23 protein-coding genes and 1 pseudogene are annotated in these 25,258 nt (G+C 70.0%); 12 read left to right on the forward strand and 12 right to left on the reverse strand.

The genetic code is table 11. The annotated features are described in order from the left end of the window. The first annotated feature begins 258 nt into the window (after window positions 1-258). On the forward strand, window positions 259-549 hold the full coding sequence (locus tag CG723_RS18190) for a hypothetical protein (RefSeq protein ID WP_100594484.1): 291 nt from the start codon (window positions 259-261) through the stop codon (window positions 547-549). 359 nt (window positions 550-908) lie between these two features. On the opposite strand, the gene CG723_RS18195 is transcribed toward CG723_RS18190, so the two are convergent. The 4 genes from CG723_RS18195 to CG723_RS18210 all read right to left on the reverse strand — a co-directional run bounded on the left by CG723_RS18195 (window position 909) and on the right by CG723_RS18210 (window position 4,158). Then, on the reverse strand, window positions 909-2,132 hold the full coding sequence (locus CG723_RS18195; protein ID WP_100594673.1) for an RNA-guided endonuclease InsQ/TnpB family protein: 1,224 nt from the start codon (window positions 2,130-2,132) through the stop codon (window positions 909-911). 224 nt (window positions 2,133-2,356) lie between these two features. Beyond that, window positions 2,357-2,611: a hypothetical protein gene (locus tag CG723_RS18200; RefSeq protein WP_159032476.1), complete on the reverse strand. Its 255-nt coding sequence runs from the start codon at window positions 2,609-2,611 to the stop codon at window positions 2,357-2,359. A 277-nt stretch (window positions 2,612-2,888) separates the two neighbouring features. Next, window positions 2,889-3,071 carry a hypothetical protein gene (locus CG723_RS18205; protein WP_100594486.1) on the reverse strand — a complete coding sequence of 61 codons (183 nt, stop codon included), beginning with the start codon at window positions 3,069-3,071 and terminating at the stop codon, window positions 2,889-2,891. 130 nt (window positions 3,072-3,201) lie between these two features. After that, window positions 3,202-4,158: a class I SAM-dependent methyltransferase gene (locus CG723_RS18210; RefSeq protein ID WP_100594674.1), complete on the reverse strand. Its 957-nt coding sequence runs from the start codon at window positions 4,156-4,158 to the stop codon at window positions 3,202-3,204. A 140-nt stretch (window positions 4,159-4,298) separates the two neighbouring features. On the opposite strand from CG723_RS18210, the gene CG723_RS18215 reads away from it, so the two are divergent. Both CG723_RS18215 and CG723_RS18220 read left to right on the forward strand, forming a co-directional pair. Beyond that, complete coding sequence (locus CG723_RS18215; RefSeq protein WP_234374371.1) at window positions 4,299-4,883, forward strand: helix-turn-helix domain-containing protein; 585 nt, start codon at window positions 4,299-4,301, stop codon at window positions 4,881-4,883. 49 nt (window positions 4,884-4,932) lie between these two features. After that, window positions 4,933-5,331: a TOBE domain-containing protein gene (locus tag CG723_RS18220; RefSeq protein ID WP_100594488.1), complete on the forward strand. Its 399-nt coding sequence runs from the start codon at window positions 4,933-4,935 to the stop codon at window positions 5,329-5,331. Here CG723_RS18220 and CG723_RS18225 read toward each other — a convergent pair. The 3 genes from CG723_RS18225 to CG723_RS18235 form a co-directional block, all read right to left on the reverse strand. Then, window positions 5,285-6,916, reverse strand: a complete 1,632-nt coding sequence (locus tag CG723_RS18225) for a PucR family transcriptional regulator (protein ID WP_100594489.1) — start codon at window positions 6,914-6,916, stop codon at window positions 5,285-5,287. The genes CG723_RS18220 and CG723_RS18225 overlap by 47 nt on opposite strands. Window positions 6,917-7,648: 732 nt before the next feature. Further along, complete coding sequence (locus CG723_RS18230) at window positions 7,649-8,842, reverse strand: GDSL-type esterase/lipase family protein (protein ID WP_100594490.1); 1,194 nt, start codon at window positions 8,840-8,842, stop codon at window positions 7,649-7,651. A gap of 73 nt (window positions 8,843-8,915) precedes the next feature. Then, the gene (locus tag CG723_RS18235) at window positions 8,916-9,485 is read right to left on the reverse strand and encodes a TetR/AcrR family transcriptional regulator (protein WP_100594491.1); all 570 of its coding nucleotides are present in this window, start codon (window positions 9,483-9,485) and stop codon (window positions 8,916-8,918) included. 204 nt (window positions 9,486-9,689) lie between these two features. On the opposite strand from CG723_RS18235, the gene CG723_RS46240 reads away from it, so the two are divergent. Then, window positions 9,690-9,833 carry a 50S ribosomal protein bL37 gene (locus CG723_RS46240; RefSeq protein ID WP_159032477.1) on the forward strand — a complete coding sequence of 48 codons (144 nt, stop codon included), beginning with the start codon at window positions 9,690-9,692 and terminating at the stop codon, window positions 9,831-9,833. Window positions 9,834-9,970: 137 nt separating this feature from the next. Next, window positions 9,971-10,246: a hypothetical protein gene (locus tag CG723_RS18240; protein ID WP_100594492.1), complete on the forward strand. Its 276-nt coding sequence runs from the start codon at window positions 9,971-9,973 to the stop codon at window positions 10,244-10,246. Between the two features lie 5 nt (window positions 10,247-10,251). Here CG723_RS18240 and CG723_RS18245 read toward each other — a convergent pair whose 3' ends face one another. Both CG723_RS18245 and CG723_RS18250 read right to left on the reverse strand, forming a co-directional pair. Next, window positions 10,252-10,683: a VOC family protein gene (locus tag CG723_RS18245; RefSeq protein WP_100594493.1), complete on the reverse strand. Its 432-nt coding sequence runs from the start codon at window positions 10,681-10,683 to the stop codon at window positions 10,252-10,254. Window positions 10,684-10,816: 133 nt separating this feature from the next. Then, window positions 10,817-12,046 (reverse strand): MFS transporter, encoded by a 1,230-nt coding sequence (locus CG723_RS18250; protein ID WP_100594494.1) that lies wholly within the window; start codon window positions 12,044-12,046, stop codon window positions 10,817-10,819. A gap of 113 nt (window positions 12,047-12,159) precedes the next feature. Here CG723_RS18250 and CG723_RS18255 point away from each other — a divergent pair, with 113 nt between their 5' ends. Beyond that, on the forward strand, window positions 12,160-12,492 hold the full coding sequence (locus CG723_RS18255) for a DUF6233 domain-containing protein (protein WP_100594495.1): 333 nt from the start codon (window positions 12,160-12,162) through the stop codon (window positions 12,490-12,492). A gap of 198 nt (window positions 12,493-12,690) precedes the next feature. On the opposite strand, the gene CG723_RS18260 is transcribed toward CG723_RS18255, so the two are convergent. Further along, on the reverse strand, window positions 12,691-13,926 hold the full coding sequence (locus tag CG723_RS18260; RefSeq protein WP_100594675.1) for an MFS transporter: 1,236 nt from the start codon (window positions 13,924-13,926) through the stop codon (window positions 12,691-12,693). Between the two features lie 247 nt (window positions 13,927-14,173). On the opposite strand from CG723_RS18260, the gene CG723_RS18265 reads away from it, so the two are divergent. Beyond that, window positions 14,174-14,386, forward strand: a complete 213-nt coding sequence (locus CG723_RS18265; RefSeq protein WP_100594496.1) for a hypothetical protein — start codon at window positions 14,174-14,176, stop codon at window positions 14,384-14,386. A 106-nt stretch (window positions 14,387-14,492) separates the two neighbouring features. Here CG723_RS18265 and CG723_RS18270 read toward each other — a convergent pair. Continuing rightward, window positions 14,493-14,852 (reverse strand): annotated as a pseudogene (locus CG723_RS18270) (GxGYxYP domain-containing protein); the annotation flags it as partial. Between the two features lie 466 nt (window positions 14,853-15,318). Beyond that, entirely contained in the window at window positions 15,319-15,783 is a 465-nt protein-coding gene (locus CG723_RS18275; RefSeq protein ID WP_159032478.1) for a hypothetical protein, read from the reverse strand. Window positions 15,784-16,100: 317 nt separating this feature from the next. Between CG723_RS18275 and CG723_RS18280 the strand changes: the two genes are divergently transcribed. The 5 genes from CG723_RS18280 (at window position 16,101) to CG723_RS18300 (ending at window position 25,205) form a co-directional block, all read left to right on the forward strand. Continuing rightward, window positions 16,101-18,704 (forward strand): PA14 domain-containing protein, encoded by a 2,604-nt coding sequence (locus CG723_RS18280; RefSeq protein ID WP_100594498.1) that lies wholly within the window; start codon window positions 16,101-16,103, stop codon window positions 18,702-18,704. Between the two features lie 142 nt (window positions 18,705-18,846). Beyond that, on the forward strand, window positions 18,847-21,246 hold the full coding sequence (locus CG723_RS18285) for a beta-L-arabinofuranosidase domain-containing protein (RefSeq protein ID WP_100594499.1): 2,400 nt from the start codon (window positions 18,847-18,849) through the stop codon (window positions 21,244-21,246). Window positions 21,247-21,512: 266 nt separating this feature from the next. Then, window positions 21,513-22,523: a LacI family DNA-binding transcriptional regulator gene (locus tag CG723_RS18290; protein WP_100594500.1), complete on the forward strand. Its 1,011-nt coding sequence runs from the start codon at window positions 21,513-21,515 to the stop codon at window positions 22,521-22,523. A 276-nt stretch (window positions 22,524-22,799) separates the two neighbouring features. Continuing rightward, complete coding sequence (locus tag CG723_RS18295; protein WP_100594501.1) at window positions 22,800-23,915, forward strand: aldose epimerase family protein; 1,116 nt, start codon at window positions 22,800-22,802, stop codon at window positions 23,913-23,915. 192 nt (window positions 23,916-24,107) lie between these two features. Next, window positions 24,108-25,205, forward strand: a complete 1,098-nt coding sequence (locus CG723_RS18300) for an ABC transporter substrate-binding protein (RefSeq protein ID WP_100594502.1) — start codon at window positions 24,108-24,110, stop codon at window positions 25,203-25,205. The last annotated feature ends 53 nt before the right edge of the window (window positions 25,206-25,258 follow it).

Here is a 25,258-nt window from a genome sequence, read left to right on the forward strand (position 1 = left end):
AGAGCGGCAGGACGTTTTGGCCGATACGACAGGCGTGCGAACTGCACGTCGTGTCGCCGGGGCGCAGGTGAGAGAGCAGATGAAGACGCGAGTGAAGACGCAAGTGAAAGCGTCTTCTCCGATTGGCAGTTGATGTCCGTCCATGTGCTGTGATTAGGGCGTTCGGGTGTTGTGGCGGGCAGGGCGGAACCAACCGGCGGCCCGGCAGCCTCCTGTCCGGCACAGACCGACACCGTCCGACCGTCGTGAGGAAGTGCCGTGAACTCTTCTGCCACCGTCCTGCCGACCCCCGACCGGGATGCCGACGCCGACTTCCTGCTCCCGCTGCCCGACCCGGAGCAGCGCCTGGACATCGTTCCGCCGGCCCCCTCGCTCCTGACGCCCCGCGACCGGCACCGCCTCAGCCTGAACGCCACGCTCACCACCGCCGGGATCCCGCCCCACCCCGACGACATGGAGGCCATCGACGCGCTCAGCGCCCTCGACGACACCGTCGCGCTCGCCGTCCAGAGGTGGCTCATCTCCCGCCCCGCCGCCCTGCTCGGGTGATGTGAGGCACCGGTCCTCTCCCCGCAGCGGGCGCCCTACGGCGACTGGTCCATCCGCACCTGCATCGGACGCAACCCGATGGCCTGGCAGAACGGCCGTGCCGCGGCGTTGAACTCCCACACGCTCGCGACCAGCCGCCGGCATCCGGCTCGGCGGCCACATCACGGACGGCTTCCACCAGCGCCGCGCCGACCCCGATCCGAGCGCTGCCGGAGGTCCACGGCCAGGTGCTCCATGGAGACCACCGCGGCGGGCAGGGTGATCAGGGCCGCCTCCCGCCTTTCGACGCGGCAGAACGTTTGACATGCTCCTCGGGCTGAAGCTCGAGGATTCTGGCCGTCCCGCGGGTTGCTGTGCCGCTACGCGGCACGGCTTCCTGCAGGGATTCCGTGGCTTCCTGTTTCTTCGCGTTGGGCCAGAACGGGTTCTGGACTTACCTTCGCTCCGCAGGCCGATGCCGCCAGTCCGGCGGCCTGTTTCACATTCTTGGCGGCGTTCACATCCCGGTCATGCCGTGTGCCGCAGACAGGGCAGGTCCACTCCCGGACGTGCAGGGGTTTGGGCCCGTCGTGGTGTCCGCAGGCCGAGCACACCTGGCTGGTGGGCTCGAACCGACCGATCTTGATAAAGGTCCACCCGTACCGAGCCGCCTTGCAGGCGAGCATGGTCACGAACTGTGACCAGCCCGCGTCATGGACGGACTTGGCCAGTTTGGTGCGCGCGAGGCCCTTGACCGACAGGTCTTCCACGGCGATCGCTTGGTTCTCGCGGATCAACCGGGTGGAGAGCTGATGGTGGAACTCCTTGCGCGCATCAGCGACCTGCGCATGCGCGCGGGCAACCTTGAGTCGGGCCTTGGCCCGGTTCTTCGAGCCGTTCTGTTTGCGGGACAGCTCCCGCCCGGCCTTCTTGAGTTTCTTCTCCGCCCGGCGCAGAAACCACGGGGAGTCGATTTTCGTGCCGTCGGACAGCACCGCGAAGTGGGTCAGGCCCAGGTCGATACCGATGGCCTGCTCGGTGGCGGGCATCCGGCCGGCGTCGGCGGCCGGGTCGGTGCCGATGACAAAGCTCGCGAAGTACCGGCCCGCACTGTCTTTGATCACCGTGACCGAGGACGGCACCACGGGCAGGGTGCGCGACCACTTCACCCGCACCTCACCGATCTTCGGCAGATTCAGCCGGCCGGTTGGGGTGATCGACCAGCGGGCGTTGGCCGTGAACCGGATCGACTGCCTCGGATCCTTGCGTGACTTGAACCGCGGTGCCCCCACCCTCGCGCCGTTACGCTCACCCTTGAGGGAGGCGAAGAACGCCCGGTAGGCGGCCTCCACATCGCGCAAAGACTGCTGGAGCACCACCGAGGACGCCTCGCCCAGCCAAGACCGCTCCACCGTCCGCTTCGCCTGGGTGATCAGGGTCTGGGACAGCTCGGCGGCCTTCGGATACGGCAGACCCGCCGCGTGAGCGTCCTTCCGGGCCCGCACCGCGTCGTTGAACACGACCCGCGCGCACCCGAACGCCCGGCCCAACGCGGAGCGTTGACCCGGTTCCGGGTACAACCTGAAGGCGTACCGGAGCTGCATGAACGTCACCCTAGGCGCGCCCTCCCAGGCGCCGCCCCAGAAGACCGGAACTGATCACGATCAGTCCTCCTGTTTGACGCTCGCGCTCAAGTTCGATCTATAGCACCCGCCAATGATCGTTGGACGCGTGGGGCGGAGGCCGGGCGGGCGGCGAAGTCACCACACCTCCCTGCTCCGCAGGGAGGCACGCCGCGACGCTCCGCGTCGCGATCTCCAGATTCACTTCACCACCGGGCTGAAGCCCGATGCACTGCGAATGAATCCCGGTGGCCCACCACTTCGCCCCCGTCGGACTCGGCGACCAGGAGGGTCGAGGCCTCGTCCCTCAGCCAGCTCCGGAAGAGCTCCGTCATCCCTGCCTGCGACGGCTCGTCGACGAACAGGTCCGGCCGGTGCTGCCCGTGCAGCCGCTGAACCATGCCGCTCAGACGGACCATGGCGTCGATGTCACCGGGGGGAGCCTCACGGATCGTCGTCATCACCCCATGGTCGTGAGGGCCCCCACGGCCACCAGCCGGATTCCGGCCTGGCGCGGCTCCCCGCGCGCGGAGAACTGCCGGTCGCATCCTGCGCCGGACGGCGCACCGCAAAGTCGGGGGCCGTGGGGACATCTGATGCTGGGTGAGAACTTCGTCTGGCGCCCTGCTCCGGCGCTGAACGCGCACGTGCCTGTATATGCCCCACGTGCCCCCGCCGGGTACGCCGCAACGCCCTCCGCCGAAGGCGAATTCCATGGGGCGTTGCGACGTCGATGTGTCAGCGCTTCAGGCTCGACTCGGCGACGCGGGCGGCGATGGCGTTCACCTCGTTCTGGGGCAGTCCCGCCTCGCACACGATGGTCACCACGCGACCGTCGTCGAGCGTGGCCCGCCGCACCCCGACACCCAACGGCACGGACGGTTCCCGCCGCTGCTCCACTTCAAGTTCCTGCTCGGGCATGCGCGCTCCAACCCTCGACGAGAGGCCACGGTAAGCACAGCCGGGAACGCGGATCACGCCAGCCACACAGGCGCATCACACAAACGAGCCCACACGTTCCACGCAGACGGAGCACCCCGCCCGCCGGTCGTCACGACGCCCGGCGCACGCCTGCGAAGACGGTGGTGGCCGAGAGCACGAACGCGTCGGGGCGTCGCAGGATGCTCTCCGGCGCCGAGTCGTCGAGCAGGACGTCGAGCGTCTTGCGGTCGTCGGCTTCCAGGGTCTCGCTCATCACGTCGCGCAGCCGCGTCAGTTGGTTGTGCAAAAACGTGCGGGCCGTCTCGCCCAGGGGCGCCGGCAGGTCGAGCAGGTACGTGAAGCTGCCGACGTCCGTGAGTCCTGCCCTGCCGAGCATCGCGGGCCAGTCCTCGACCGTGCGGGTGCTGCCTGGCAGCTCGGAGCGCATCCGCTCGAACCAGTACTCCTGCAGGGCGTCGAGCCGCGCCTGGAACCCCGGCTTGCCGATGCCGATGTCGCGGGGAAGGCAGCGCATGGGCAGTCCGCCCTCGGCGACCGCGAGCATGCCACCTGGCCGCAGCGCCTCGGTGAGCGCGGCCAGGACACCCTGCTGATCACCGATGTGGTGAACAGCCTTGCTGCTCCAGATCAGATCGGCCTCACCGAGGCCACCGCCCGTCTGCCCGTCGGCGCCTTCCAGGTCGCCCGGCAGCTCCGCGTGCCGGATCGTCACCCTGTCGCCGAGTCCGAGCCGTTCGGCGCGGGCCAGAGCGCGGTCGAGCAGTGCGGGCGAGCCGTCCACCGCGACGACTTCGGCGTCCGGGAAGGCCTCGGCGAGCGCGCAGGTCATCACGCCCGGGCCGCTGCCGATGTCGAGGATGCGGCGGACCTGCTTGTCCGTGCCCAGCAGTTCCGCGAGCCGGCTCGCCGTCCGCCTCAGGACCGGGAGGTGCAGGTCGCCGTTGTTCTCCAGTGTGTCGGTCATGGCCTCCCAGTCGATGTCGGTGCTGTCGGAACCGTGGTCATGCCCGTGACCGTGCGCGTGGTCGTGTCCGTGGCTCTGCGCGGGATTGCTGTGGGTGCTCATGGCCAGGAGAGTGCACCCGTCGCCCATGAACGGCAATCTGTGTTGCCATTTCCGGGACAGCCGGATGAAATGCCCGCATGGACGATGTGGATGACGTTGGTGACGTTGGTGACATTGATGACGTTGATGACGTTGACGATGTGGACAAGCCAGCGCCCTATCAAGCGGTACTCGACGAGGTCGCCCCGCGGTTGAGACGACTGCGCGACCGGCGTGGGCTCACCCTGGCGGCCCTCTCGGAGGTCACCGGCATCTCCAAGAGCACCCTTTCGCGCCTCGAGTCCGGGCACCGCCGCCCCAGCCTTGAGCTGCTGCTGCCGCTGGCCGGTGCGTATGGCGTGCCACTGGACGAGCTGGTCGGCGCTCCCGAGGTGGGCGATCCCCGGGTCCGGCTGACGCCCCGCCCGATGCCGAGCGGCGGCACGTTCGTCCCCCTGACCCGGTCGCCCGGCCCGCTTCAGGCATACAAGATGGTCATCGCCGACCGGGGCTGCGAGCCGGATCTCCGTACGCACGAGGGCTACGAGTGGCTGTATGTGCTGGATGGCCGGCTGCGGCTCGTGCTCGCCGAGCACGATCTGGTCCTAGGCCCGGGCGAGGCCGCCGAGTTCGACACCCGGGTCCCGCACTGGTTCAGCAGCGCGGACGGGCGGCCCGTCGAACTCCTCAGCCTCTTCGGGAGGCAGGGGGAACGCATGCACGTCCGCGCCAAGCCTCACGGATGAGCCGCCTCCCCCAGAAGAGCCCGGTGCCCGGCACGGCTAAGGTTCCGATGTGTCGTCGTACAGCATTGGCCAGGCCGCGCGCCTGCTCGGGGTGAGTGGGGAGACCGTGCGTCGGTGGGCCGACAGCGGGCGGCTGACGATGGGGCGGGACGGTACGGGGAACCGTGTCATCGACGGTGTCGGTCTCGCGCGGTTCGCCAAGAGCCGGGCCGCGGAAGCCGATCGGGGGGCGAACGGAGCTCCGCGCACGTCGGTACGCAACTCGTTCACGGGGATCGTGACGGCGCTCAAGGCCGACGACGTCGTGGCGCAGGTGGAGATCCAGGCCGGCCCGCACCGGATGGTGTCCATGGTGACGCGGGAGGCCGTCGAGGAGCTGGGCCTCGCCGTCGGGGTCACCGTCACCGCGCGCGTGAAGTCGACGAGCGTGCACGTCGACCGTTCGTAGCCGGCTCCTCGCGGCTCAGCAGCGCGGCCCAGAGGTCCGCGCGGTCGTAGAGCCGGGAGAGGTCACGGCCGGTGAAGTGCTCGATGCGCTGGATGCGGTAGTGGACGGTGTTGACGTGCAGGTGGAGCGCCTCCGCGGTGCGCGCCCATGAGCCGTCGCAGGCGAGGAAGGTCTCCAGGGTCTGGAGCAGAGCGGTCGCGGACGCGTTGGTCTCGTCGAGCAGGGGGCCGAGGACGGTGCGGCTGAACGCGGCGCGCACCTCGGCGGGTACGCCTGTGAGCAGCGTTTCGAGGCCGGTGAGCGAGGCCGCGTCGGTCAGGCGTGAGGCGGCGGGCGCGGTCGTACGGGCCGAGGTCAGGGCGTAACGGGCCTCGGACAGCGCCCCGTTCAGGTTCCGGGGCGCGGCGGCCGGGGAGGCGATGCCCGCGTGCAGCGGGTCGGACGGCTCGCAGGTCGCGAGCAACGGCCATACGTCGGCGAGTGCTTCGCTCACGGCGTCCGCCCCGGCGATGACGGCGAAGGCGGTGCCGTCAGGGAGTTGGCCCGCGGCGGTGCCGGTGTGCGGAACGTGTGCGGCCGCCTCGGTCAGCGCGCCCTGCGCCGAGTCCTCACGTCCTGAGCCGGCTTCGGCGACGACCACGTGGTACGGGCCCTCGTCAGGGAGCCCGCAGCCGCGCAGCGCGGCTTCGAGGACGGCCTTGTCGGTGTCGGGCGCGGTGAGCAGCGTGCCGAGTTCGCGCACCGCGCGGTCCTCGTCGGCCCGGCGGCGGGCCCGGATTTCCTGGCACCGTCCCAGGATCTCCACAATTTCGTGCAGCATGCGCGGCGGGGCGTCGTCGGGGTCGGGGACGTGCAGATGCCAGCGTTCGTAGGGCGAGACCGCGTCGGTGTCGGCCTGCACGGGCAGAGTGACCGATGCCCGGCCGAACGGCGGACGGGCCCCGGTGCCGGAGCTGTTGTGGCCGCTCCTCTGCGCGGGGAACGTGCCCGTCGCGATCAGGGCGGCGGCGTCACGCGTCGCGAGATCGGCCGAGGCGGTGGTGGCGGCCACGGTGCGTCCGGTCGGCGTGAGGACGTAGGCGACCGGCCGGTCGAGGTGGGCGAACGCGGCGTCGACGAGCGCGGCCGGGTCCGCCTCCTGCGCCAGGAGCCGGCTGAGCGTGGCACGCACGTTCTCGGGCAGGGCATGGTGGCGGCTGAGCTCACCCCACTGCTGGAGGTACACCGTGTCCGTGATGGCGCGGAACATGATGTGCGCCGGGACCGCCGCGACCGGGAGCCCGTGGCGGCGGCAGGCTTCGACAAGGTCGTCCGGGACCGCGCCGTGCGTCTCCTCCCCCGCGAGGAGCACGGCAGCGCCCGCCGTGCGCAGCGCGGAGACGAACCGGTCCGCCTTGGCCCGTCCGCTCCGCTGGGTCCACCACACCAGGCCGCTGAGCACGACCTCGGCCGGCCGCACGAAGCGGGCCGGGTCCTCGAGGTCGGTGACGGTCACGCCGCTGATCTCCTGCCGCAGCTGCGGTTCGTCGGCCCAGAGCAGGCGCAGGCCGAGTGACTCGTCCCTCAGGAGATGTTCGATGTGCATGTGCGCTGGCTCCCTGTGTACCCGGGGACGCAGGAAAGCGGCACCCCGTTTCTCACATTCGCCAGGCGAGTGCGAGTCATCACATCGTAAATGCAAGAGCGTGTGAGCGATATAGGTCTTGGTTGAACATCCAAGGACCCGACCCTCAGAGGTGGAGATTCCGTGCTGCGAGCCAGCCGTCCGGACAGCGGTACTTGGACGCACGTCCCTCCCGTCAGCGCCATCAGAAAGCGGGGCCCCCGCGTCCGCTCGTAAAGAAACGACCCTCAAACGACCCCGGGCATGTAGTGAAAACCGGCCGCTAGATCGTCACCGTAGAGACAGGTCCTCCTCTGAGGTGCAGCGACGCACTCAGGAGCGGGACCGTCCGACTGTTTCCGGCAGCGGTCACAGCCTGTGGCCCATCGAACGTACCGGCCCGAGGCGCCGGCCACCCTCGACGCCGCCCGCGGCGCTACCGCGCCCGCGGCCGACAGCGCGAGCCGTTGCGGGGATCGGTCGAACAGCGCCGCCCTCACCTCGCGCTCCAGTCCTACATGGGCATGGGCCTGCCCGCGATCCTGCTCGGCGTGATCATCCGGCATTCGAGCGTCGTGGCGACGATGACGGGGTTCGCCGTCGCCCTGTCCGTCGGCGCGGTCACGGCGCTACGCGTCGCGATGCGCCTGACGGACCAGAGGCTCGGCACGGCGCGCAGGGGGCGACACACGCGGCCCCTGGCAGGGGCGAGCCTCAGGGACGCTCGGTCACCGCGAACGCGAACGGACCGTCCACGCCGAAGGCCAGGGTGTGGAAGCGGTCGCCCATGCGCCGGTGGGTGGCGGCGTCCGGGTGGAGCTGGTCGGGCAGCGGCAGCTCGGCGAAGTCCGCCTCGCCGTACAGGTCGCGGCCGTCGAGGTAGTACAGGTTCGGGTCCTCCGCGATCCGCTGCTTCACGACGCGCGCCAGCTCGTCCCGGATGACGTTGAGCGTGAGCTTCCCCGCCGCTCGCTCCGCCGGGTCGCCGGCGGCCATGAACTGCAGCCTGCCCGCACTGAGGTTGCTGAAGTCCGGGGCGCTGGGACCCGGAGTGTCCTCGTGGATGGCGCAGTAGATCGGCGACACGACCAGCAGCGGCACGGTCGGGTGTCCCTCACGGATCGTGTCGAGGAAACCGTGCACCGCCGGGGCGAACGCGCGCAGGCGCATCAGGTCGGCATTGACAATGTTGATGCCGATCTTGAGGCTGATCAAGTCCGCGGGGGCGTCCCGCAGGGCACGCGCGGTGAACGGGTCGAGCAGGGCACTGCCCCCCAGACCGAGGTTCATCAACTCCACGCCGCCGAGGGCGGCAGCCAGCGCCGGCCACGTCGCGCTGGAGCTTGCGGCGTCCGAGCCGTGGCTGATCGAACTGCCGTGATGCAGCCACACCTTGCGCCCGCTGTCCGGCATGCGCTCGACCGGGGCATCGGCACGCAGGGCGACCAGCTCGGTGATCTCGTTGTACGGCAGCCAGATCTCGACGTCCTTCATGCGGTCGGGCAGCCCGGTGAACCGCACGGTGCCGATGGGTCCGGGCTGGGTCTCCCTGGTGCCTGTGGTCATGTCCACCGTCTGTACGTTGCCGCCGGTGACACCGGCCTGCGCGGCCAGACGGCCGTCGACCAGCAGGTCGTACACACCGTCCGGACGGGGCGGAGCACCCTTGAAGGCCATCTTGGTCCGGAGCGCGTCCAGCTCGATGACGGTGGCCCGGGTGCGGAACACCAGCCGTACGCCGGAGGGTTGGGCCTCGGCCATGGCCAGTTGTGCGTCGGAGCACTGTGCGCGGGCCCGTGCGGGCAGCCGGTGCGGGAGCACGCCGTGCTCGGAGCGCTCCACCTCGTACGCGCCACGTACGAGGTCCGCGGTGACGGGAGTAGTGGTCCAGTTGTCGTTCATGTGCATTGCCTCAACCTGTTGATCAATATGCCTGTGGGGCTGCTCGGGCGCACCGATAGGGGTCGGCGCGGGACCGCGGTCAGGCTGCGGGCCAGTTCCGCAGCGTGGCGTCGAGGGAGTCGAGGATCCGCGACCAGCTTTCCTGCGAGTCGGGTGCGCTGTGGCTGAAGCCCCCCTGCATCTCCAGGCTGACGTAGCCGTGGAAGACGCTGCCCAGGAGTCGGACCGCGTGGGTCTGGTCCGGCTCCGTGAGGTCGTAGCCGCGCAGGATCGCCCTCATCATCCGTGCGTGCCGGACGCCGGCGCTGGCGGCGGCCGTCTCCGGGTCGAGCCGCAGCTGGGCCGCCGCGTAGCGACCGGGGTGTTCCCGGGCGTAGTCGCGGTAGACGTTCGCGAAGGCGGCGAGGGCGTCCTTGCCCGCACGCCCGGCGAGCGCCGCGGCGCCCCGGTCGGCGAGCTCCTCCAGAGCGAGCAGCGCGATCCCGGTCTTGAGTTCCTGGGAGTTCTTCAGGTGCGAGTACAGGCTCGCGACCTTGACGTCGAACTGTCTCGCGAGCGCAGAGACGGTCACGTTGTCGAACCCGACCTCGTCGGCCAGCTCGGCGCCGGCTCGGATCAGGCGTTCCCTGGTCAGCCCTACACGCACCATAACCTTCACCCCAATCAACGAAATCGATTATGCAGTTACCTAAGACCTTTAGGCAAATCCACATCCAACTTAGGTGACGCACGCGAGGAAGTGGGCGGCCCGCAGGGCGGATCGCCACAGCGGCGCGTCGCCCGGCCGATCGGGGGGCGGGAGTGGTGGCATGGGCCACGTCATTACCGGTCGCGTCCTTGGGTAGGCGGCCGGATGATCGTCTGGGTGGGCCCGCTCATCCAGGCAGGACCGAAGAACAGCGACACCTGGGAGGTAGCAATGTCCTCGAAGCGACGGCGCAAGAAGAAGGCTCGCCGCAAGCACGCCGCGAACCACGGCAAGCGCCCCCAGTCCTGAGGGAACTCGCCAAACGGGTCAGGGGCGGCGCCGTCCGGCGCCGCCCCTGACCCGTTTCGCTCACACCCCTCCGGCATTCGTGTAACCCGCGCGAGCGCTGACCGGGATCGCCTCGACGGCGACCTAGGATCCGCTGCGTGGCACACACCTTCGACGAACTCGTCGAGAGACAGCAGGCCGCGAACGCGGCACACCACGAGGTCCTGAGACTGCGGGACGGCTACGGACCACCGGGGCTCGAGCCGCCGAGCGAGTCCCAGACCCAGACGTACGAGACGGCCTGGCGCGCGTGGCGGGACCTGGCCCGCGATGTGCAGCAGGCCGTCACCGAGTACGCCAAGGAGGAGGGCCTCGCCAGGACTGACGTCGAGGCGGACGTGAAGGCGAAGGCGGGTGGCGGCGAAGGCGCATAGCGCTCTCAGGTGGCGAAGACCTGCGAGTCGTCGGCGAACGCCTTGAACTCCAGGGCGTTGCCCGCCGGGTCGAGGAGGAACATCGTCCACTGCTCGCCGGGCTCGCCCGCGAAGCGTACGTAGGGCTCGATGACGAACTTCGTGTCCGCGGCGCGGAGCCGGTCCGCGAGCTCCTGGAACGCGGGGATCGTGAGGATCAGGCCGAAGTGCGGTACGGGCACGTCGTGTCCGTCGACGGGGTTGCGGATGTGCTCGGCGCGGGTGGGGGCGAGGTGGGTGACGAACTGGTGGCCGTGGAGATTCCAGTCCACCCATGTGTCGGCGCTGCGGCCCTGCTCGAGGCCGAGCACCTCACCGTAGAAGTGCCGGGCGGCGGGCAGATCGTCCACGGGCATGGCCAGGTGGAACCGCGGGATCGGCCAGTCGAGTTCGGTCATGGGGGCCGGTCTCCTTTCGGAAGACTGCTCGGGAGACTGCTCGGGAGACAGGTCGGGAGACTGCTCGGCGACGGAGCGTCAGCAACACTTGCCGCTCAGGACGCTGTGGGCCTACCCGTCCGCGGCGTCGAGATCACACCGTCGAAGCCGCAACCCGTACGGGTGCTGGATCCTGGCGCGTTTTCGCCGCCCACCGCGCCACCGGCTCCAGCGCGTACGACGCCGCCAGGACCAGGCCGCCGAGCAGCAGCCAGCCCGGCGTGCCCATCCCGAGCAGCAGCGCGGTGAGCAGCAGCGGGCCGAGCGTGCGGGCGACCGTGACGCCCGTACCGAAGAAGCCCTGGTACTCGCCGATGCGCCCGGCCGGGGCCAGGTCGAAGCCGAGCTGCCAGGATCCGGCCGACTGGAGCATCTCTGCGGCGACCAGGAGCACCGATCCTCCGACCAGGGCGGCGCCCGCGACCCAGACCGAGCCGGTGGCCGAGGCGGCGAAGATGCCGCAGGCCAGGAGCATGAGCACGCCTGACCGGCGGATGGCTCGGGTCGCCGTGGGAAGGCCGGCGACGGAGCGGGCCGTGCGGACCTGGAAGAGCATCACGGCGCCGGTGTTGAGGATGAAGAGCGCGGAGACGAGCCACGTGGGGGCCTCGGTGCGCTCGTTGATCCACAGCGGGAGCCCGAGGCTGAGCAGCGGCATCCGCAGGAGAAGAACGGTGTTGAGGAGGGTCACGGCGGCGTAGGGCCGGTCGCGCAGGACTTCGAGTTTCGCTCCACGGACGGCGGGCGCCGGCGCGACGGCCGGGAGCCGCAGCAGGACGAGCGCGCAGAGGACGAAACTGACGGCGTCGATCGCGAACACCGCCAGATACGCCGACTTCGTCCCGGCGGACAGTGCGAGCCCGCCGAGCGCCGCGCCCACCGCGAGACCCGCGTTGAGCGTCGACTGCAGGTGGGCGAGCGCACCCGTACGGTCCTCCTTGGCCACCAGACCGGCGAGCAGTGCCTGGCGCGCGGCCGCGAGTCCCGACTGCGCGCTCGCGTAGAGGCAGGCGGCCACGAGGAAGGGAAGGAAACCGCGTACGACCAGGAAGGAGGCGACCGCGGCGCCGGTCGCGAGGGCGAGCAGGACCGCCGTTCCACGCGGGCCGCGGCGGTCCGCGATCCGGCCGAGCGGTACCCCGACGACTGAACCGATCGCCCAGGCGACCGTGAGGCCGAGGCCGATGCTGGCGGGCGCGAGGCCGACGACGTGAGTGAAGTAGAGCGCCGAGGTGACGTAGTACGCGCCGTCGCCCAGCGAGTTGCTCAACTGGGCCAGGGAGAGGGTGCGTTGAGAGCCGGCGGGCGGCAGCAGGTTCGGCATGGCAATGACGGTACGCGCGCATCGGCCCATCCATGTGGGGCAATTCTGGGCTCTGCTCTTGGGCCATTCAACGGGCGTACTGCCTGGCCGGAAACCGTCGTAGACTCGAACACATGTCCGAACTGCCACCCGACCTGCCACGGCTCCGCACGCTGGAGACGTGGCTCGTGCTGTCTCTGGACAGGGTGCGCCGCAAGATCGCGGAGGCGGAGCGGCAGGAAGCCGAGAAACAGCGCGGCGAACGGGACCGGCCGCTGGCCCCCGACTGGCTGATCGAGATGGGGCTCGGCGGGCGCGCACCTGTGTACGTGCACGTCGGCGGCTGCCACATGGCGGGCAAACGGTCGCGAGGCGTCACGGACGACCAAGCGCGCCGCGCGCTGTGGGAGCAGGTGCCGGCCTGTCCGCACTGCAACCCCGACGGGGTGCTCGGAGTGCTGGACTGAACCCGGTGGCGGTAGCCGTCAGAGTGCTGGACTGAACCCCGTGGCGGTAGCCGTCAGAGTGCTGGTTCCGAGGCAGCCTCCCGATGGTCCGCCGCCCACGACTCGCGCATGCGCAGCCCGTCGCGGGTGGGCGTGCACCGGCCGATCGGACGGACACTCTCGGAGCTGCTCGGCCGACCGGGATTACTCGGTCTCCCTTCAGACCTGAGAAACGGGCCGCCCCGCTTCGAGGGGCAAGTCCCGTGCGGGCACGGGCCGTTGAGCCCAGCGGACGACGAAGGGGGCCGCCAGGCCGGTGACGGTGAACAGGGCGCCTACGACGTACCAGCCGGGCCGGCCCCAGGTGATGCAGAGCGCGATCAGCAGGCTGGGACCGAGCGCGTCGGCCAGGCCCGCGCCGAGGCCGAACACACCGAGGTACTGGCCGGTGGCGCGTTCGGGGGCGAGGGCGAAGGAGACCTCGAACCCCGCGGCGGAGTGCCACAGTTCGCCGACCGCGTGGACCACGACCGCGACCAGGAGCAGTGCCGCGGCGGCCCATGCCGGGTCCCCCGCGGACAGCGAGATCAGCGAGCAGGAGACGAGGAAGACCACGCCCGCCCGCCGGTACGCCCCGCCACCCGCCGCCGGGGAGCTGACGGTGCGGCTGGCCCGCACCTGAAGGGCGATCACGATGACGGTGTTGACGAGCATCGTGCCCGAGATGAGCCAGTGGGGTGCGCTGGTGGCGACGACCAGCCACAGCGGGATGGCCACGGTGAGCACCTTGAACTGGATGGCCATGATGCCGTCCAGCGCCGTGAGGAGGAGGTAGGGCCGGTCCCGCAGTGCGATCCAGCGGGGGCCGGCGGCCGCGGGCTCCGGAGCGACCGGCGGCAGGAAGAGCAGGATGGCGGCGGAGGCGCCGAAGGCGATCGCGTTGCCGATGACCAGGAGCTGATACGCGGTGTGGGTGCCCACCTGGAGGGCCCAGCCCGCCAGCAGTGCGCCGAGTGAGATGCCGATGTTGGTGACGGCCCGGAGGTAGGCGCGGTACTCCTGCGGCCGGTCCCCGCCGAAGTACCTGATGAGCGGGCTGCGCGCGGCCCGTCCCGCCGCTTGCGCCCCGGTCGCGGCGCAGACGGCCAGGACGAACGGCCAGAAGCTGTCCACCAGGGCGAACCCTGCTGTCGCCAGCGCCTGTACGACGATGGTCGCCGCGTAGACGCCGCGCGCGCCGCGCCTGTCCGCGAGGTGGCCGGCGGCTATGCCCGTGACGAGCGAGGCGAAGCCGGCGACACCGAGTCCGAGTCCCACCTGCGTCGCGGGGAGGCGGACGTCCTGGGTGAAGTACAGGACGCCGGCGGTCAGGTAGAGGCCGCTGCCGACGGTGTTGACGAAGTTCGACGCGGCGATGACGCGTTGGGGTCCCGCTTCGGGCATCAGCTGGGGCATGACGGGCATGTTGTGGCTCCGCGTCCTGGGGCAGGCGGTAAGGACCGGGCCAGCTTGTTGCATATTACTTGCAAGAGCAAGAGGGTTGCGAGAGGCCTCCGGCGGACAACCACGGCGAGAGCCGCGCGCACAAGGCGAGCCCCGCCCGGCCGGGGGGGGTGGGCCGAGCGGGGCTCTGTCTCCATCTTCCAGCAAAAACGCCCGGCCAGAGGATGCACGCGCCCGGCATTCGAATGACCCTGTACTTATGGACGTCGTGCCGATAGTCGTGCACCGCCCCTCGGGTACGGGTGGGCGCAGGGTGACGGCGCACGGTCAGATACTTGGCCTCGCGCACTCCGACTTGGAAGTCGTCGAGTTCCTGCGCCGGGCCGGACTGCCGGACGCGGAGACGCTGCTCGACGATCCGGCCTGGGTGAAGTGGCGCGGCGGTCGGGCCCACCACTACGAAGCGGCGTAGGCGGGCCCACCGAGAGACCCTGGCTTTCGCGGCTTCCGGCCCGGTTCAGCAGGTCGGAAAGGACATCGCCACGGACGATCTCGAACGGGTCCCCCAGCAGCTCGCCGAGCTCCGCGACACCGCTGGGCGTCCAGCTCCAGGCGTTGACCGCCCCCGCGATGAACAGCGGTGAGCCGCCGTCCCAGGCTTTGGTGCGCTTGAGCAGCCCGTCCCGGTACTCCGCCGCCTTTCCCTGCGGGAAGAAAACGCCGATCACCGGCGCGCCCGCGGGCCTGATCCGGAGATCCCCCGTCTCCCAAGACTGGATGATGCCGCGCACCTGCGTGTGGTCCCGGCAGGGGCGGACGACGCACTCGCCGAAGGGAACCCATCCGTCGCCGGGCGCGTTGCGGGGGTTGCCCGCGTAGACCGAATCCAGTCCGGTACGGCACAGAAGGCGTCCGGTGAGCGCCGCGTACGCGTCCAGCGCCCGCTCGGGTCGGGAGCCGGCGTACGTGTGTCCCGCGCCCGAGGGGGCCCGCGATCAGCAGGTCATTTCCGGTGGCGGCCTTCTGGCAGCTTCGCCGGCACGCCGTGCTGCGACGCCCGGTCGACGCCGCCCCGCTCCCCCGCCACGTCGCGGGAGAAGCAGCCGGTGAACGGCGCGCCCGGGAAGAGAGTAGGTACCTGGCGAAGCGGCACGACCGCCGGGGCAGCCGCTGTACTACGTTGAAGATTCTGCGCCGTCCAGCATGAGAGTCACGGGCGCGGAACCCTGTCCACCCATCCGTCGGCCCCCGCACTGAACGACCCCGACGACCACGCCGGAAACGGCCCAACACCATTGCAAACGAGCCGACATCGGCAAGCGCCCGGCACGGGAGCGCGACCTCCACCCGATTCGGCTCACGCGCGGACCTGCGACATCCACCCGATTCGACACAGCCGCACGCTCACTCCCGTGCGGCCGGAACCCTGCGCAGGAGTTCCCCAGCCGTGCACCCCTGATCCATATCCAGAACCAGGCACAGATTGAAGCCCCGGTAGTCCCTCTGAACGGCGGCCTGGAGGTCGCACCACTGCGAGTCGGGGTCACCGGCGTCCACAGTCACCACGAGCGAGTCCCCCTCGGTCACCGAGTCGGAGGCGGTGGCGAACCCGGACGAGTCGGCCTGCGTGAAGAACTGCCATCTGGCGGCCTTAACCGTCGTCGGGCACGTGTAGTCGGGCACGGCATGGTCGACCCCACTCGCCGTAACGGTGTGATCGCCCGCCATGTGCACGTGAGCTCCGGCCGAGTTGGCCCAGTCCCCGACCAGATCGGCCTGCTGGATCACGGCCGCCTCACCGCCCGCGTCGGCGCACGACGCACAGGCCAGGACCAGGCATCCGAGCAGCACCGCCATCCTCGACTTCATGCCCCACCCACCGCCCCGACCTTGTCCACCGCACGCCTCAGCAGGCCACCGCGGGCAGCGTCCGCCCGTTCGAGCCGGGGTCAGCCTGGCAGAAGTTTTGAACGCGTTCAACCGAGTCCATGAAGTCGCACTCGCCTTCTTGTCAGCAAACTTTGCAGCCCGTCGGATCGCCCGCGCGGAGTTACCGAGGGGTCGTCTTGTCGTGACCCTGGACAGCGCACCTGAGGGCGTGCTGTCATGCCAACTGCCCGCTCCTTCCAACGTTGTACAGACGCAAGCGACGAGCCGCCCCCCTCTTCCTCAGTCAAGGAGGATTCGTGCGCACCAAACGACTCAGAGGCCGACTGGCCATGCTGCTGGCCGCGGGACTGGGCCTCGCGGCACTCACCGGGTCGCCGTCGGCGACAGCGGCCGACGACCCGGTCGAACCCCACGGCCTGAAGGGCGAGTACTACACCCAGTCCGCCCCCGGAGCCTTCGACTTCAACGAGCTCAAGGCCACCGGCTTCGACCCGAAGCTCGACTTCGACACCCTCGAGCCGCGGCTGCGGACCGCCACCGGCCAGGCCGACGACGCCAGTGTGCGCTGGACGGGCAAGGTCGTGCCGGAGAAGACCGGCGCGACAACGTTTTCCATCACCGGCGACAACGGCTTCCGGCTCTGGGTCGACGGCAAGCTCGCCATCGACCACTGGGTCGACGACTGGGACAAGGAACAGACCTCCCAGCCCGTCGAGTTGACGGCCGGCAAGGCGTACGACATCAAGGTCGAGTACTTCGAGCACTTCGGCGGCTCGAACCTCCATCTGCGCTGGACCGAGCCCGGCGAGACCAAGGAAGCGATCCCCTCCTCCGCCTTCCGGCTGCCCGACGGCTGGGACTACGACGGAGCGATATCGACGACCGTCCTCAAGGACGGCCGAACTCTCAAGCTCGACTTCGCTCAGTCCCTCGCGGCCCCGCCGGCCGGCCTCGCGGATCACCTCCAGGCCGTGATCGGCGGCGCCCAGTGGCCGCTGTCCACGATCAAGGCCGACCCGGCCGACCCCCGCACCCTGCTCGTCGGGCTCAAGGAGCCGGTCGTGGGCAAGAAGGGCGGCGGCGCGTCCGGCCAGGCCGATGTCACATACGACGGCAAGGGTGGGCTGACCAGCACCGGCGACAAGGCCGTCGGCCAGTTCTGGAGCAGCGGCCCGAACGACTCCGAGTACGAGCTGCGCACCAAGTGGGCCGACGAGGTGGGGCCGAAGAACGCCCACCCCGAGTACCCGCGCCCGCAGCTCACCCGGGACGCCTGGCAGAACCTCAACGGCGAGTGGCAGTTCGCCGCGGCGAAGTCCGGCGACAAGCCGCCGGTCGGCAAGCAGCTCGGCGAGAAGATCCTTGTGCCCTACCCGGTCGAGTCGCAGCTCTCCGGCATCGAGCGCCACGAGGACCGCATGTGGTACCGCCGCACCTTCACGGTCCCCGCGGGCTGGAAGGTCGGTGACGGCAAGCGCCTCCAGCTGAACTTCGGCGCCGTCGACTGGCAGTCCGAGGTGTACGTCAACGGCAAGAAGGTCGCCGAACACAAGGGCGGCTACGACAAGTTCAGCGCCGACATCACGGACGCGCTGAAGCCGGGGCGCACCCAGGAGCTGATCGTCGGCGTCTACGACCCGACGGACGCGCAGGGCGGCGAGAACCCGCCGGTCGGCAAGCAGCGCCTGGACCCGAGCGGTATCTGGTACACCCCCTCCTCCGGTATCTGGCAGACCGTGTGGATGGAGCCGGTCGCGGCCGATCACGCCGCCGACCTCAAGATCACCCCGGACGTCACGGCGGGCAAGGCCACCGTCGAGGCCAAGGGCGTGCGGGACGGAGTGCCGTTCACGGCGACGGCGTACGACGGCAAGCGCAGGGTCGCCACGGCGAGCGGGGTCACCGGCACGCCGCTGACCCTGAAGATCGACAAGGCGCATCTGTGGTCGCCCGACGACCCGTTCCTCTACAACCTCAAGGTGAACGTCGGCAAGGACAGCGTCGGCAGCTACTTCGGGATGCGCTCCATCTCCGTCGAGAAGGTGAACGGCACGCCGCGCACCCTGCTCAACGGCAAGCCCGCCTTCATGATGGCCACGCTCGACCAGGGCTTCTGGCCCGACGGGCTGCACACCGCGCCGACGGACGAGGCACTGGCCTACGACCTGAAGATGCACAAGCAGATGGGCTTCAACTCGGTCCGCAAGCACATCAAGGTCGAGCCCGACCGGTGGTTCTACTGGGCGGACAAGCTGGGTCTGATGGTGTGGCAGGACATGCCGGCCATGAGCGCGGCGCCGGACACGGCCGCGCGCGCCGAGTACGAGCGCGAGATGAAGACGATGATCGACCAGCACAGCAGCCACCCCTCGGTGGTCATGTGGGTCACCTTCAACGAGGGCTGGGGCCAGTACGACGTGGGCCGCATCGCCGAGCAGGCCAAGGCCTGGGACCCGACGCGGCTGGTCAACAACATGTCGGGTCTCAACCTCGGGGCGGACGGCGGGACCGGCGACATCATGGACGAGCACGGCTACCCGAGCCCGGCCCTGCCGCCGCATCCCGACGGCAAGCGCGCCCTGGTCAGCGGCGAGTACGGCGGCCTCGGCCTCGCGGTGCCCGGTCACGCCTGGGCGGTGCAGCAGTCGTACGTGGACGTCGACCCGGCGAAGTACACGGACGACTACCTCGCACGGCTCGCCGAGGTGCACAAGCTGGCCTGCCAGGGCAGCAACGGCGCCGTGTACACGCAGATCTCGGACGTCGAGGGTGAGCTCAACGGCCTGGTGACGTACGACCGCAAGATCGTCAAGCCGGATGTGAAGCGGGTGAAGGCGGCGCAGGACGCGCTGATCCGCGACGCCTCGCAGGCGACCGTGGCCGGCTGCTCCGGCAGCTGAGCGCGGTCGGTCCGACATGTGCCCGGTCCCCCTTTCGCGCCTCTCGGGGCGGAAGGGGGGCCGGGCGCGGCGCGCCCGCTTCTTGCGCGAGCGCGACCCCTTCGTACCCTCTCCCCGTACCCCCCCGAACAGGAGCACCCGCATGCCTGTCAGCAGACGCGCTCTTCTCGGTGCCGGCGCCCTGGGCCTGGGCGCCGCGGCGCTCGGCGGCCCGTTCGCCCCGTCCGCGGCGGCGGCTTCACGGCCGTCCGCCGGCACGCTGCTCCCGGACGCGTTCCGGAAGCTGCCCTCCGGCAGTGTCACCGCCCGTGGCTGGCTCGCCGGACAGCTGAAGCTCCAGCTCGACGGGCTGTGCGGCCGGTACGAGGACCTCTCCCACTTCCTGGACTTCGACAACACCGGCTGGGTGCACCCGGAGCGCGGGGCGTGGGAGGAACTGCCGTACTGGCTGCGCGGCTATGTGCCCCTCGCGGTCGCCACCGGTGACGAGCACGCCCTGGCCCGTTCGCGCGAGTGGATCGACGCGATCCTCGCCACGCAGGAGAGCGACGGCTTCTTCGGCCCGCGCGCGCTGCGCACCTCGCTCAACGGCGGTCCGGACTTCTGGCCGTTCCTGCCGCTCCTGATGGCGCTGCGGACCTACGAGGAGTACTCGCGCGACCGGCGCGTCGTCCCGTTCGTCACGCGCTTCCTGCGTTTCATGAACGCCCAGGGGGCCGGAGCCTTCAACTCCAGCTGGGTTTCCTTCCGTTGGGGCGACGGACTCGACATCGTGGTGTGGCTGTACCGCCGTACCGGGGAGAAGTTCCTCCTCGATCTGGCGGGCAAGATGCACACCCTCGGGGCGGACTGGACAGGCGGTACGCCCTCGCGGCACAACGTGAACATCGCCCAGGGATTCCGTGAGCCGGCCCAGTACGCGCAGCTCACCGGCTCTGCCGAGCTGACCCGGGCCACGTATCGCGGATACGACGCCGTGATGGGTGCGTACGGCCGGTTCCCCGGCGGAGGCATGGCGGGGGACGAGAACTACCGGCCCGGCTTCGGGGACCCTCGTCAGGGCTTCGAGACCTGCGGCATCGTCGAGTTCATGGCCAGCCATGAACTGCTCACGCGCATCACCGGTGACCCGGTGTGGGCGGACCGCTGCGAGGAACTCGCGTTCAACATGCTGCCCGCCGCACTCGACCCGCAGGGCAAGTCCCTGCACTACGTCACCAGCGCCAACAGCATCGACCTGGACAACACCCCGAAGACACAGGGGCAGTTCCAGAACGGCTTCGCCATGCAGTCCCTGCAGCCCGGCGTCGACCAGTACCGCTGCTGCCCGCACAACTACGGTATGGGCTGGCCCTACTTCAACGAGGAGCTGTGGCTCGCGACGCCCGGCGACGGCCTCGCCGCCGCCATGTACGCCCCCTGCACGGTCCGTACGCGGGTCGCCGGCGGCACCGAGGTGACCATCGTCGAGGAGACCGGCTACCCCTTCACCGAGACGGTCGAGTTCAGGCTCTCCATCCCGAAGCCGGTGCGTTTCCCGCTCCAGCTCCGCATCCCGGGGTGGTGCCGCGGGCCCGAACTCCTCGTCAACGGCAAGCGTCTGGCGGCCGAGGACGGACCGGTCTGGGCCAAGGTGGAGCGCACCTGGCACGACGGTGACGTGGTGACGCTGCGCCTGCCTCAGCACACTTCCGTACGCCACTGGCCCGACAACCACGACGCCGTCAGCGTCGACCACGGACCGCTCACCTACTCCTTGAAGATCGGCGAGCGGTACGAGCGCTACGCGGGCGACGACACGTTCCCGCACTACGAGGTGCATGCGACCTCCGCCTGGAACTACGGCCTGTCCCCCGCCCCCGGCCTCGCCTTCCGGCGCGACAACGGGCCGGTCGGGGAGAACCCGTTCACCCACGAGACGACACCGGTGCACATCACCGCGCAGGCCCGTCGCATCGAGGAGTGGGTCGCGGACGACGAGCACGTCGTCGCACCCCTGCAGAGCGGACCGGCCCGCAGCGACGCATCCGTCGAGACCGTGACACTCGTCCCGATGGGCGCGGCCCGACTGCGGATCACGGCGTTTCCCCAGGCCTCGCCCGACGGCAGGACGTGGATGCCGGAGCCCGCGTTCCGGCGGATCGCCAACAAGCACAGCGGGAAGGTCCTGGCCGTCGACGGCATGTCGACCGAGAACAGTGCCCGCGTCGTCCAGTTCGCCAACTCCGGTACGGGCGACCACGCGTGGCAGCTCGTCGACAAGGGTGACGGCTGGCATCTGATCCGCAACGGCCAGAGCGGCAAGGTCCTCGGGGTCGACGGGATGTCGACGGACAACAGCGCACACGTCGTCCAGTACGAGGACAACGGCACCGCCGACCATCTGTGGGCGCTGGTCGACAGCGGGGACGGGTGGTACCGGATCCGCAACAAGAACAGCGGCAAGGTCCTTGGCGTGGACGGGATGTCGACAGCGGACAGCGCGCAGGTCGTCCAGTTCGACGACAACGGGACGGACGACCATCTGTGGCGGCTGCTCTGAGGTGGTGACCGATCGTGGCGCGCCGGGCGGATCCCGGCGCGCCACGGCGTCGGTGTGCGGGGGTCCGCATCCTCGACGGTCGAGCCGCTGGTCCAGCAGCCGGTGCCGGGTATATCCGTCCCCCTGCCGTCCCCTTGCCACCTTTCGCCATACGGACGTATAACGTTGCAAGCCCGGCTCCACAGCCTTTGCGCCGGGGCCATGGCTCCGGCGCCGTGCGGGCACGCACCGGTCCCGGCGCCCGGCAGTTCACCGGAAGGAATGTTGTGCGGGTCAGCCTCAAGGACGTCGCCGCGCGTGCGGGCGTGTCGATCAAGACCGTCTCGAATGTGGTGAACAACTACCAGCACGTCACCCCCGCGATGCGCGAGCGGGTGCAGCAGGCCATCGACGAACTCGGCTACCGGCCCAACCTCACCGCCCGCCACCTGCGACAGGGGCGTACGGGCATCATCGCCCTCGCCCTGCCCGAGCTCGGCAACCCGTACTTCGCCGAGCTCGCGGCGGCGGTGATCGACGCCGCCGCCCTGCACGACTACATCGTGCTCCTGGACCACACGGGAGGCCGGCGCGAGCAAGAGGTCCTGGTCAGCCAGGGGTTCCGCGCACGCGTCATCGACGGCCTGATCCTGAGCCCCATCGAGCTGGAGGCGGAGGACCTTCGTGAGCGCACGGAGAACGTGCCGCTGGTCCTGCTCGGCGAGCGCCACTACGACCTGCCCTACGACCACATCGCGGTGGACAACGTCGCGGCGGCCCGCACGGCCGTCCGTCATCTGATCGACATGGGGCGCCGCGAGGTGGCGTTCATCGGTGCCCGCCGTGGCCACAGCCAACCCGCCCATCTGCGTGTTCAGGGGTGGCGCGAGGAACTCCTGTCGGCGGGCCTCTCCGTGGACGACGGGCTGATCGCGACGACCGAGGGGTGGGGGCACGCGGACGGCGCGGCGGCGATGACCCGGATCCTGGAGACCGGGCGCCGGCCCGACGCCGTGTTCGCGTACAACGACCCCATCGCCATCGGAGCGATGCGGGTGCTGTCGGAGCGCGGTCTGCGCGTGCCCGAGGACGTCGCCGTGGTGGGCTTCGACGACGTCGTGGAGGGGCGCTTCGGGGCGGTCACGCTCACCTCCGTGTCGCCGGACAAGGAGGCCATCGCGCGGATGGCGGTCGAGTCGGTCCTGGCCCGGCTCGGCGGCCAGGCGGACGAGCCCCGCCGCGTCTGGGCGGACTACCGGCTCGTCGCGCGCGAGAGCACGCTGGGGCGGCACACGTAGGCCGAGCGGCGGGACCGCGTGATCGTTCCCGCCGACAAGCCCGTGAAGGACTTCCCGCCGAAATCCCCGGCCCGTCGGCCACCGGACAACCGCTCGACCGCCGGATAGCCGAAAGACCCGAGCAGATACCTGTACCGACCTCTTACAACGACGCCTTACAACGTTGTAATGTCCAGGCGTCCGCAGCTGCCGGTCTCCGGCTCCGTCCGCGCCCCGCCGGTATCGCCCGCGCCCGGCGCCGGACAGTGCCCGGCCCTCACTCCCCGCGAGGAGCCCATGTCCTTCGCCGCCCCCTTCTCGGCACCCTTCGGCGCCACCCCCTCGGGCCTCCCGGTCGAGCGCTGGACTCTGCGCAGTGCGAGCGGAGTCGAGGCCGCCGTTCTGACGTACGGCGCCGTACTGCACTCCCTGCGTGTCCCAGGTCCGTCCGGGAGCCGGACGCCCGCCGAGGTGGTCCTCAGCCTCCCGGACGTGAAGCACTACGCCACCCATGGCGCGTATCTCGGCGCTGTGGTGGGGCGGTACGCCAACCGCATCGCCGCGGGCACCTTCGCCCTGGACGGAACGCGACACCACATCCCGGGCAACGACCGGGGCAACTCGCTGCACGGCGGGGCCGACGGGTTCGACCGCCGGGTGTGGCGTGCCGAGTCCCGCGAGCGGCCCGACGGCGCCGCGAGTGTGCGCCTGAGTCTGGACAGTCCGCACGGCGACCAGGGCTTTCCCGGTTCGCTCCAGGTGTCCGTCACCTACACCCTCGCGTCCGACGGATCCCTGACGCTCGACTATCGCGGCGTCACCGACCGTCCCACGCCGGTCAATCTCACGAACCACGCCTACTTCAACCTCTCCGGGAACCCGGACCGAGGGGTACTCGACCACCTTCTGACCGTGGACGCCACCACGTATCTGCCCATCGACGAGACGGGCCTCCCGCTGCCTGGCGCGCCCGCACCGGTGGCCGGTTCGCCGTTCGACTTCACCCGGCCACGGCGGATCGGTGCGCGGATCGCCGACCCCGACGAGCAGTTGAGGCGCGCCGACGGATACGACCACTGCTGGGTACTCGGCGACCGTGAACGACCGTCCGAGGAGCGGCAGTTGGTCCTGCGGCGTGCGGCCCGTCTCGAGGACCCCGGCAGCGGGCGCGTGCTCGAGGTGCACACCAGCGAGCCCGGGCTCCAGGTGTACGCGGGGCAGCAACTCGACGGCGGTTTCGGCGACTTCCTGGGTCGCCGGCTTGGCGCCCACTCGGGTCTGTGCCTGGAGTCGCAGCACTTCCCCGACTCCCCCAACCGGCCCGAGTATCCGAGCACCGTCCTGCGCCCGGACCAGGTCATGCGCAGCCGGACCGTGCTCGGCTTCCCGCACCTCACCGCGGTCGCACGTTGACCACGACCGGACCGCCCGCCCGAATCACAGGGCGGTCACGTCCCGCACAAAGGCTTTACACCCTCCTTTCAACGATGTAAAAACTCCTGCGGGCGGACCAGTCGAGGCTCTCACCTCGTCGAGCCGCACACGCGCCGCCCTCGCTGCTCCCTGCCAACCCTCCGTCGCCGCGTCACCCGGATCGGGGTCACCATGAAGCACTTCGCCCACCGCCGTCACCTCACCGCCCGCCCTGTGATCGTGGCCCTGGCCGCCGCCATGGCCCTCACCGCCTCCGGCTGCGCCAAGTCCGAGGACGACGCCTCGAACAAGTCCGACTCCTCCGCGTCCGCCGCCGACGCGGGCCAGAAGGTCGTCACGCCGAAGCCCGGCAGCAAGGGCTGCACGATCGACGCGTACGGCGGGAAGAAGCTCGACCTCAAGAACGCCACGGTCGGCTTCTCGCAGTCCGAGAAGGAGGCCAACCCCTTCCGGATCGCCGAGACGGCCTCGATCAAGGCCGAGGCGAACAAGCGCGGTCTGAAGCTGCTCACCGCCAACGCCCAGTCCCAGTTCTCCAAGCAGATCAGCGATGTGCAGGACCTCCTCGCCAAGGGCGCCGACCTGCTGGTGATCGCTCCGCTCAACTCGGACGGCTGGGAGCCGGTGCTGAAGGCCGCCGCGGCCAAGAAGGTGCCGATCGTCACCATCGACCGCAAGATCAACGCCACGGCGTGCAAGGACTACGTCAGCTTCATCGCCTCGGACTTCGTCGACCAGGGCAAGCGCGCCGCCGACCAGATGATCGAGGCGACCGGCGGCAAGGGCGAGGTCGCGATCCTGCTCGGCGCCGCGGGCAACAACGTCACCACCGAGCGCACCAAGGGCTTCAAGGACCGCATCAAGGAGAAGGCACCCGACCTCAAGGTGGTCTTCCAGCAGACCGGCGACTTCGCCCGTGAGAAGGGCCAGCAGGTCACCGAGCAGCTGATCCAGTCCAAGCCCGGTATCAAGGGGATCTACGCCGAGAACGACGAGATGGGTCTCGGCGCGGTCGCCGCGCTCAAGGGCGCCGGCAAGAAGGCCGGTGACGTGAAGATCGTGACGGTCGACGGGACGCGCAACGCGGTCCAGGGCATTGTCGACGGCTGGATCAGCGGTGTCATCGAGTCCAACCCGCGCTTCGGCCCGCTCGCCTTCCAGACCCTCGACACGTTCACCCAGGGCAAGGAAGTCCGCCAGGACGTCATCATCCAGGACGGGGCCTACGACGCGAAGAACGCCAAGTCCGAGATCGGCAAGGCATTCTGACGCAGCTTCAGGCGGGCGGGGTGGGGCAGGCCCGAGCGGCGGCCCACCCCGCC

The organism is Streptomyces sp. CB01635, assembly GCF_002803065.1.
Lineage (GTDB): Bacteria > Actinomycetota > Actinomycetes > Streptomycetales > Streptomycetaceae > Streptomyces.

Excerpts from the sequence above, each read along its gene's own strand:
- CG723_RS18195 (WP_100594673.1), bottom strand. The coding sequence starts at position 2,132 with ATGCAGCTCCGGTACGCCTTCAGGTTGTACCCGGAACCGGGTCAACGC.
- CG723_RS18200 (WP_159032476.1), bottom strand. The coding sequence starts at position 2,611 with ATGACGACGATCCGTGAGGCTCCCCCCGGTGACATCGACGCCATGGTC.
- CG723_RS18205 (WP_100594486.1), bottom strand. The coding sequence starts at position 3,071 with ATGCCCGAGCAGGAACTTGAAGTGGAGCAGCGGCGGGAACCGTCCGTG.
- CG723_RS18210 (WP_100594674.1), bottom strand. The coding sequence starts at position 4,158 with ATGAGCACCCACAGCAATCCCGCGCAGAGCCACGGACACGACCACGCG.
- CG723_RS18225 (WP_100594489.1), bottom strand. The coding sequence starts at position 6,916 with ATGCACATCGAACATCTCCTGAGGGACGAGTCACTCGGCCTGCGCCTG.
- CG723_RS18230 (WP_100594490.1), bottom strand. The coding sequence starts at position 8,842 with ATGCACATGAACGACAACTGGACCACTACTCCCGTCACCGCGGACCTC.
- CG723_RS18235 (WP_100594491.1), bottom strand. The coding sequence starts at position 9,485 with ATGGTGCGTGTAGGGCTGACCAGGGAACGCCTGATCCGAGCCGGCGCC.
- CG723_RS46240 (WP_159032477.1), top strand. The coding sequence starts at position 9,690 with ATGATCGTCTGGGTGGGCCCGCTCATCCAGGCAGGACCGAAGAACAGC.
- CG723_RS18245 (WP_100594493.1), bottom strand. The coding sequence starts at position 10,683 with ATGACCGAACTCGACTGGCCGATCCCGCGGTTCCACCTGGCCATGCCC.
- CG723_RS18250 (WP_100594494.1), bottom strand. The coding sequence starts at position 12,046 with ATGCCGAACCTGCTGCCGCCCGCCGGCTCTCAACGCACCCTCTCCCTG.
- CG723_RS18255 (WP_100594495.1), top strand. The coding sequence starts at position 12,160 with ATGTCCGAACTGCCACCCGACCTGCCACGGCTCCGCACGCTGGAGACG.
- CG723_RS18260 (WP_100594675.1), bottom strand. The coding sequence starts at position 13,926 with ATGCCCCAGCTGATGCCCGAAGCGGGACCCCAACGCGTCATCGCCGCG.
- CG723_RS18265 (WP_100594496.1), top strand. The coding sequence starts at position 14,174 with ATGGACGTCGTGCCGATAGTCGTGCACCGCCCCTCGGGTACGGGTGGG.
- CG723_RS18275 (WP_159032478.1), bottom strand. The coding sequence starts at position 15,783 with ATGAAGTCGAGGATGGCGGTGCTGCTCGGATGCCTGGTCCTGGCCTGT.
- CG723_RS18285 (WP_100594499.1), top strand. The coding sequence starts at position 18,847 with ATGCCTGTCAGCAGACGCGCTCTTCTCGGTGCCGGCGCCCTGGGCCTG.
- CG723_RS18295 (WP_100594501.1), top strand. The coding sequence starts at position 22,800 with ATGTCCTTCGCCGCCCCCTTCTCGGCACCCTTCGGCGCCACCCCCTCG.
- CG723_RS18300 (WP_100594502.1), top strand. The coding sequence starts at position 24,108 with ATGAAGCACTTCGCCCACCGCCGTCACCTCACCGCCCGCCCTGTGATC.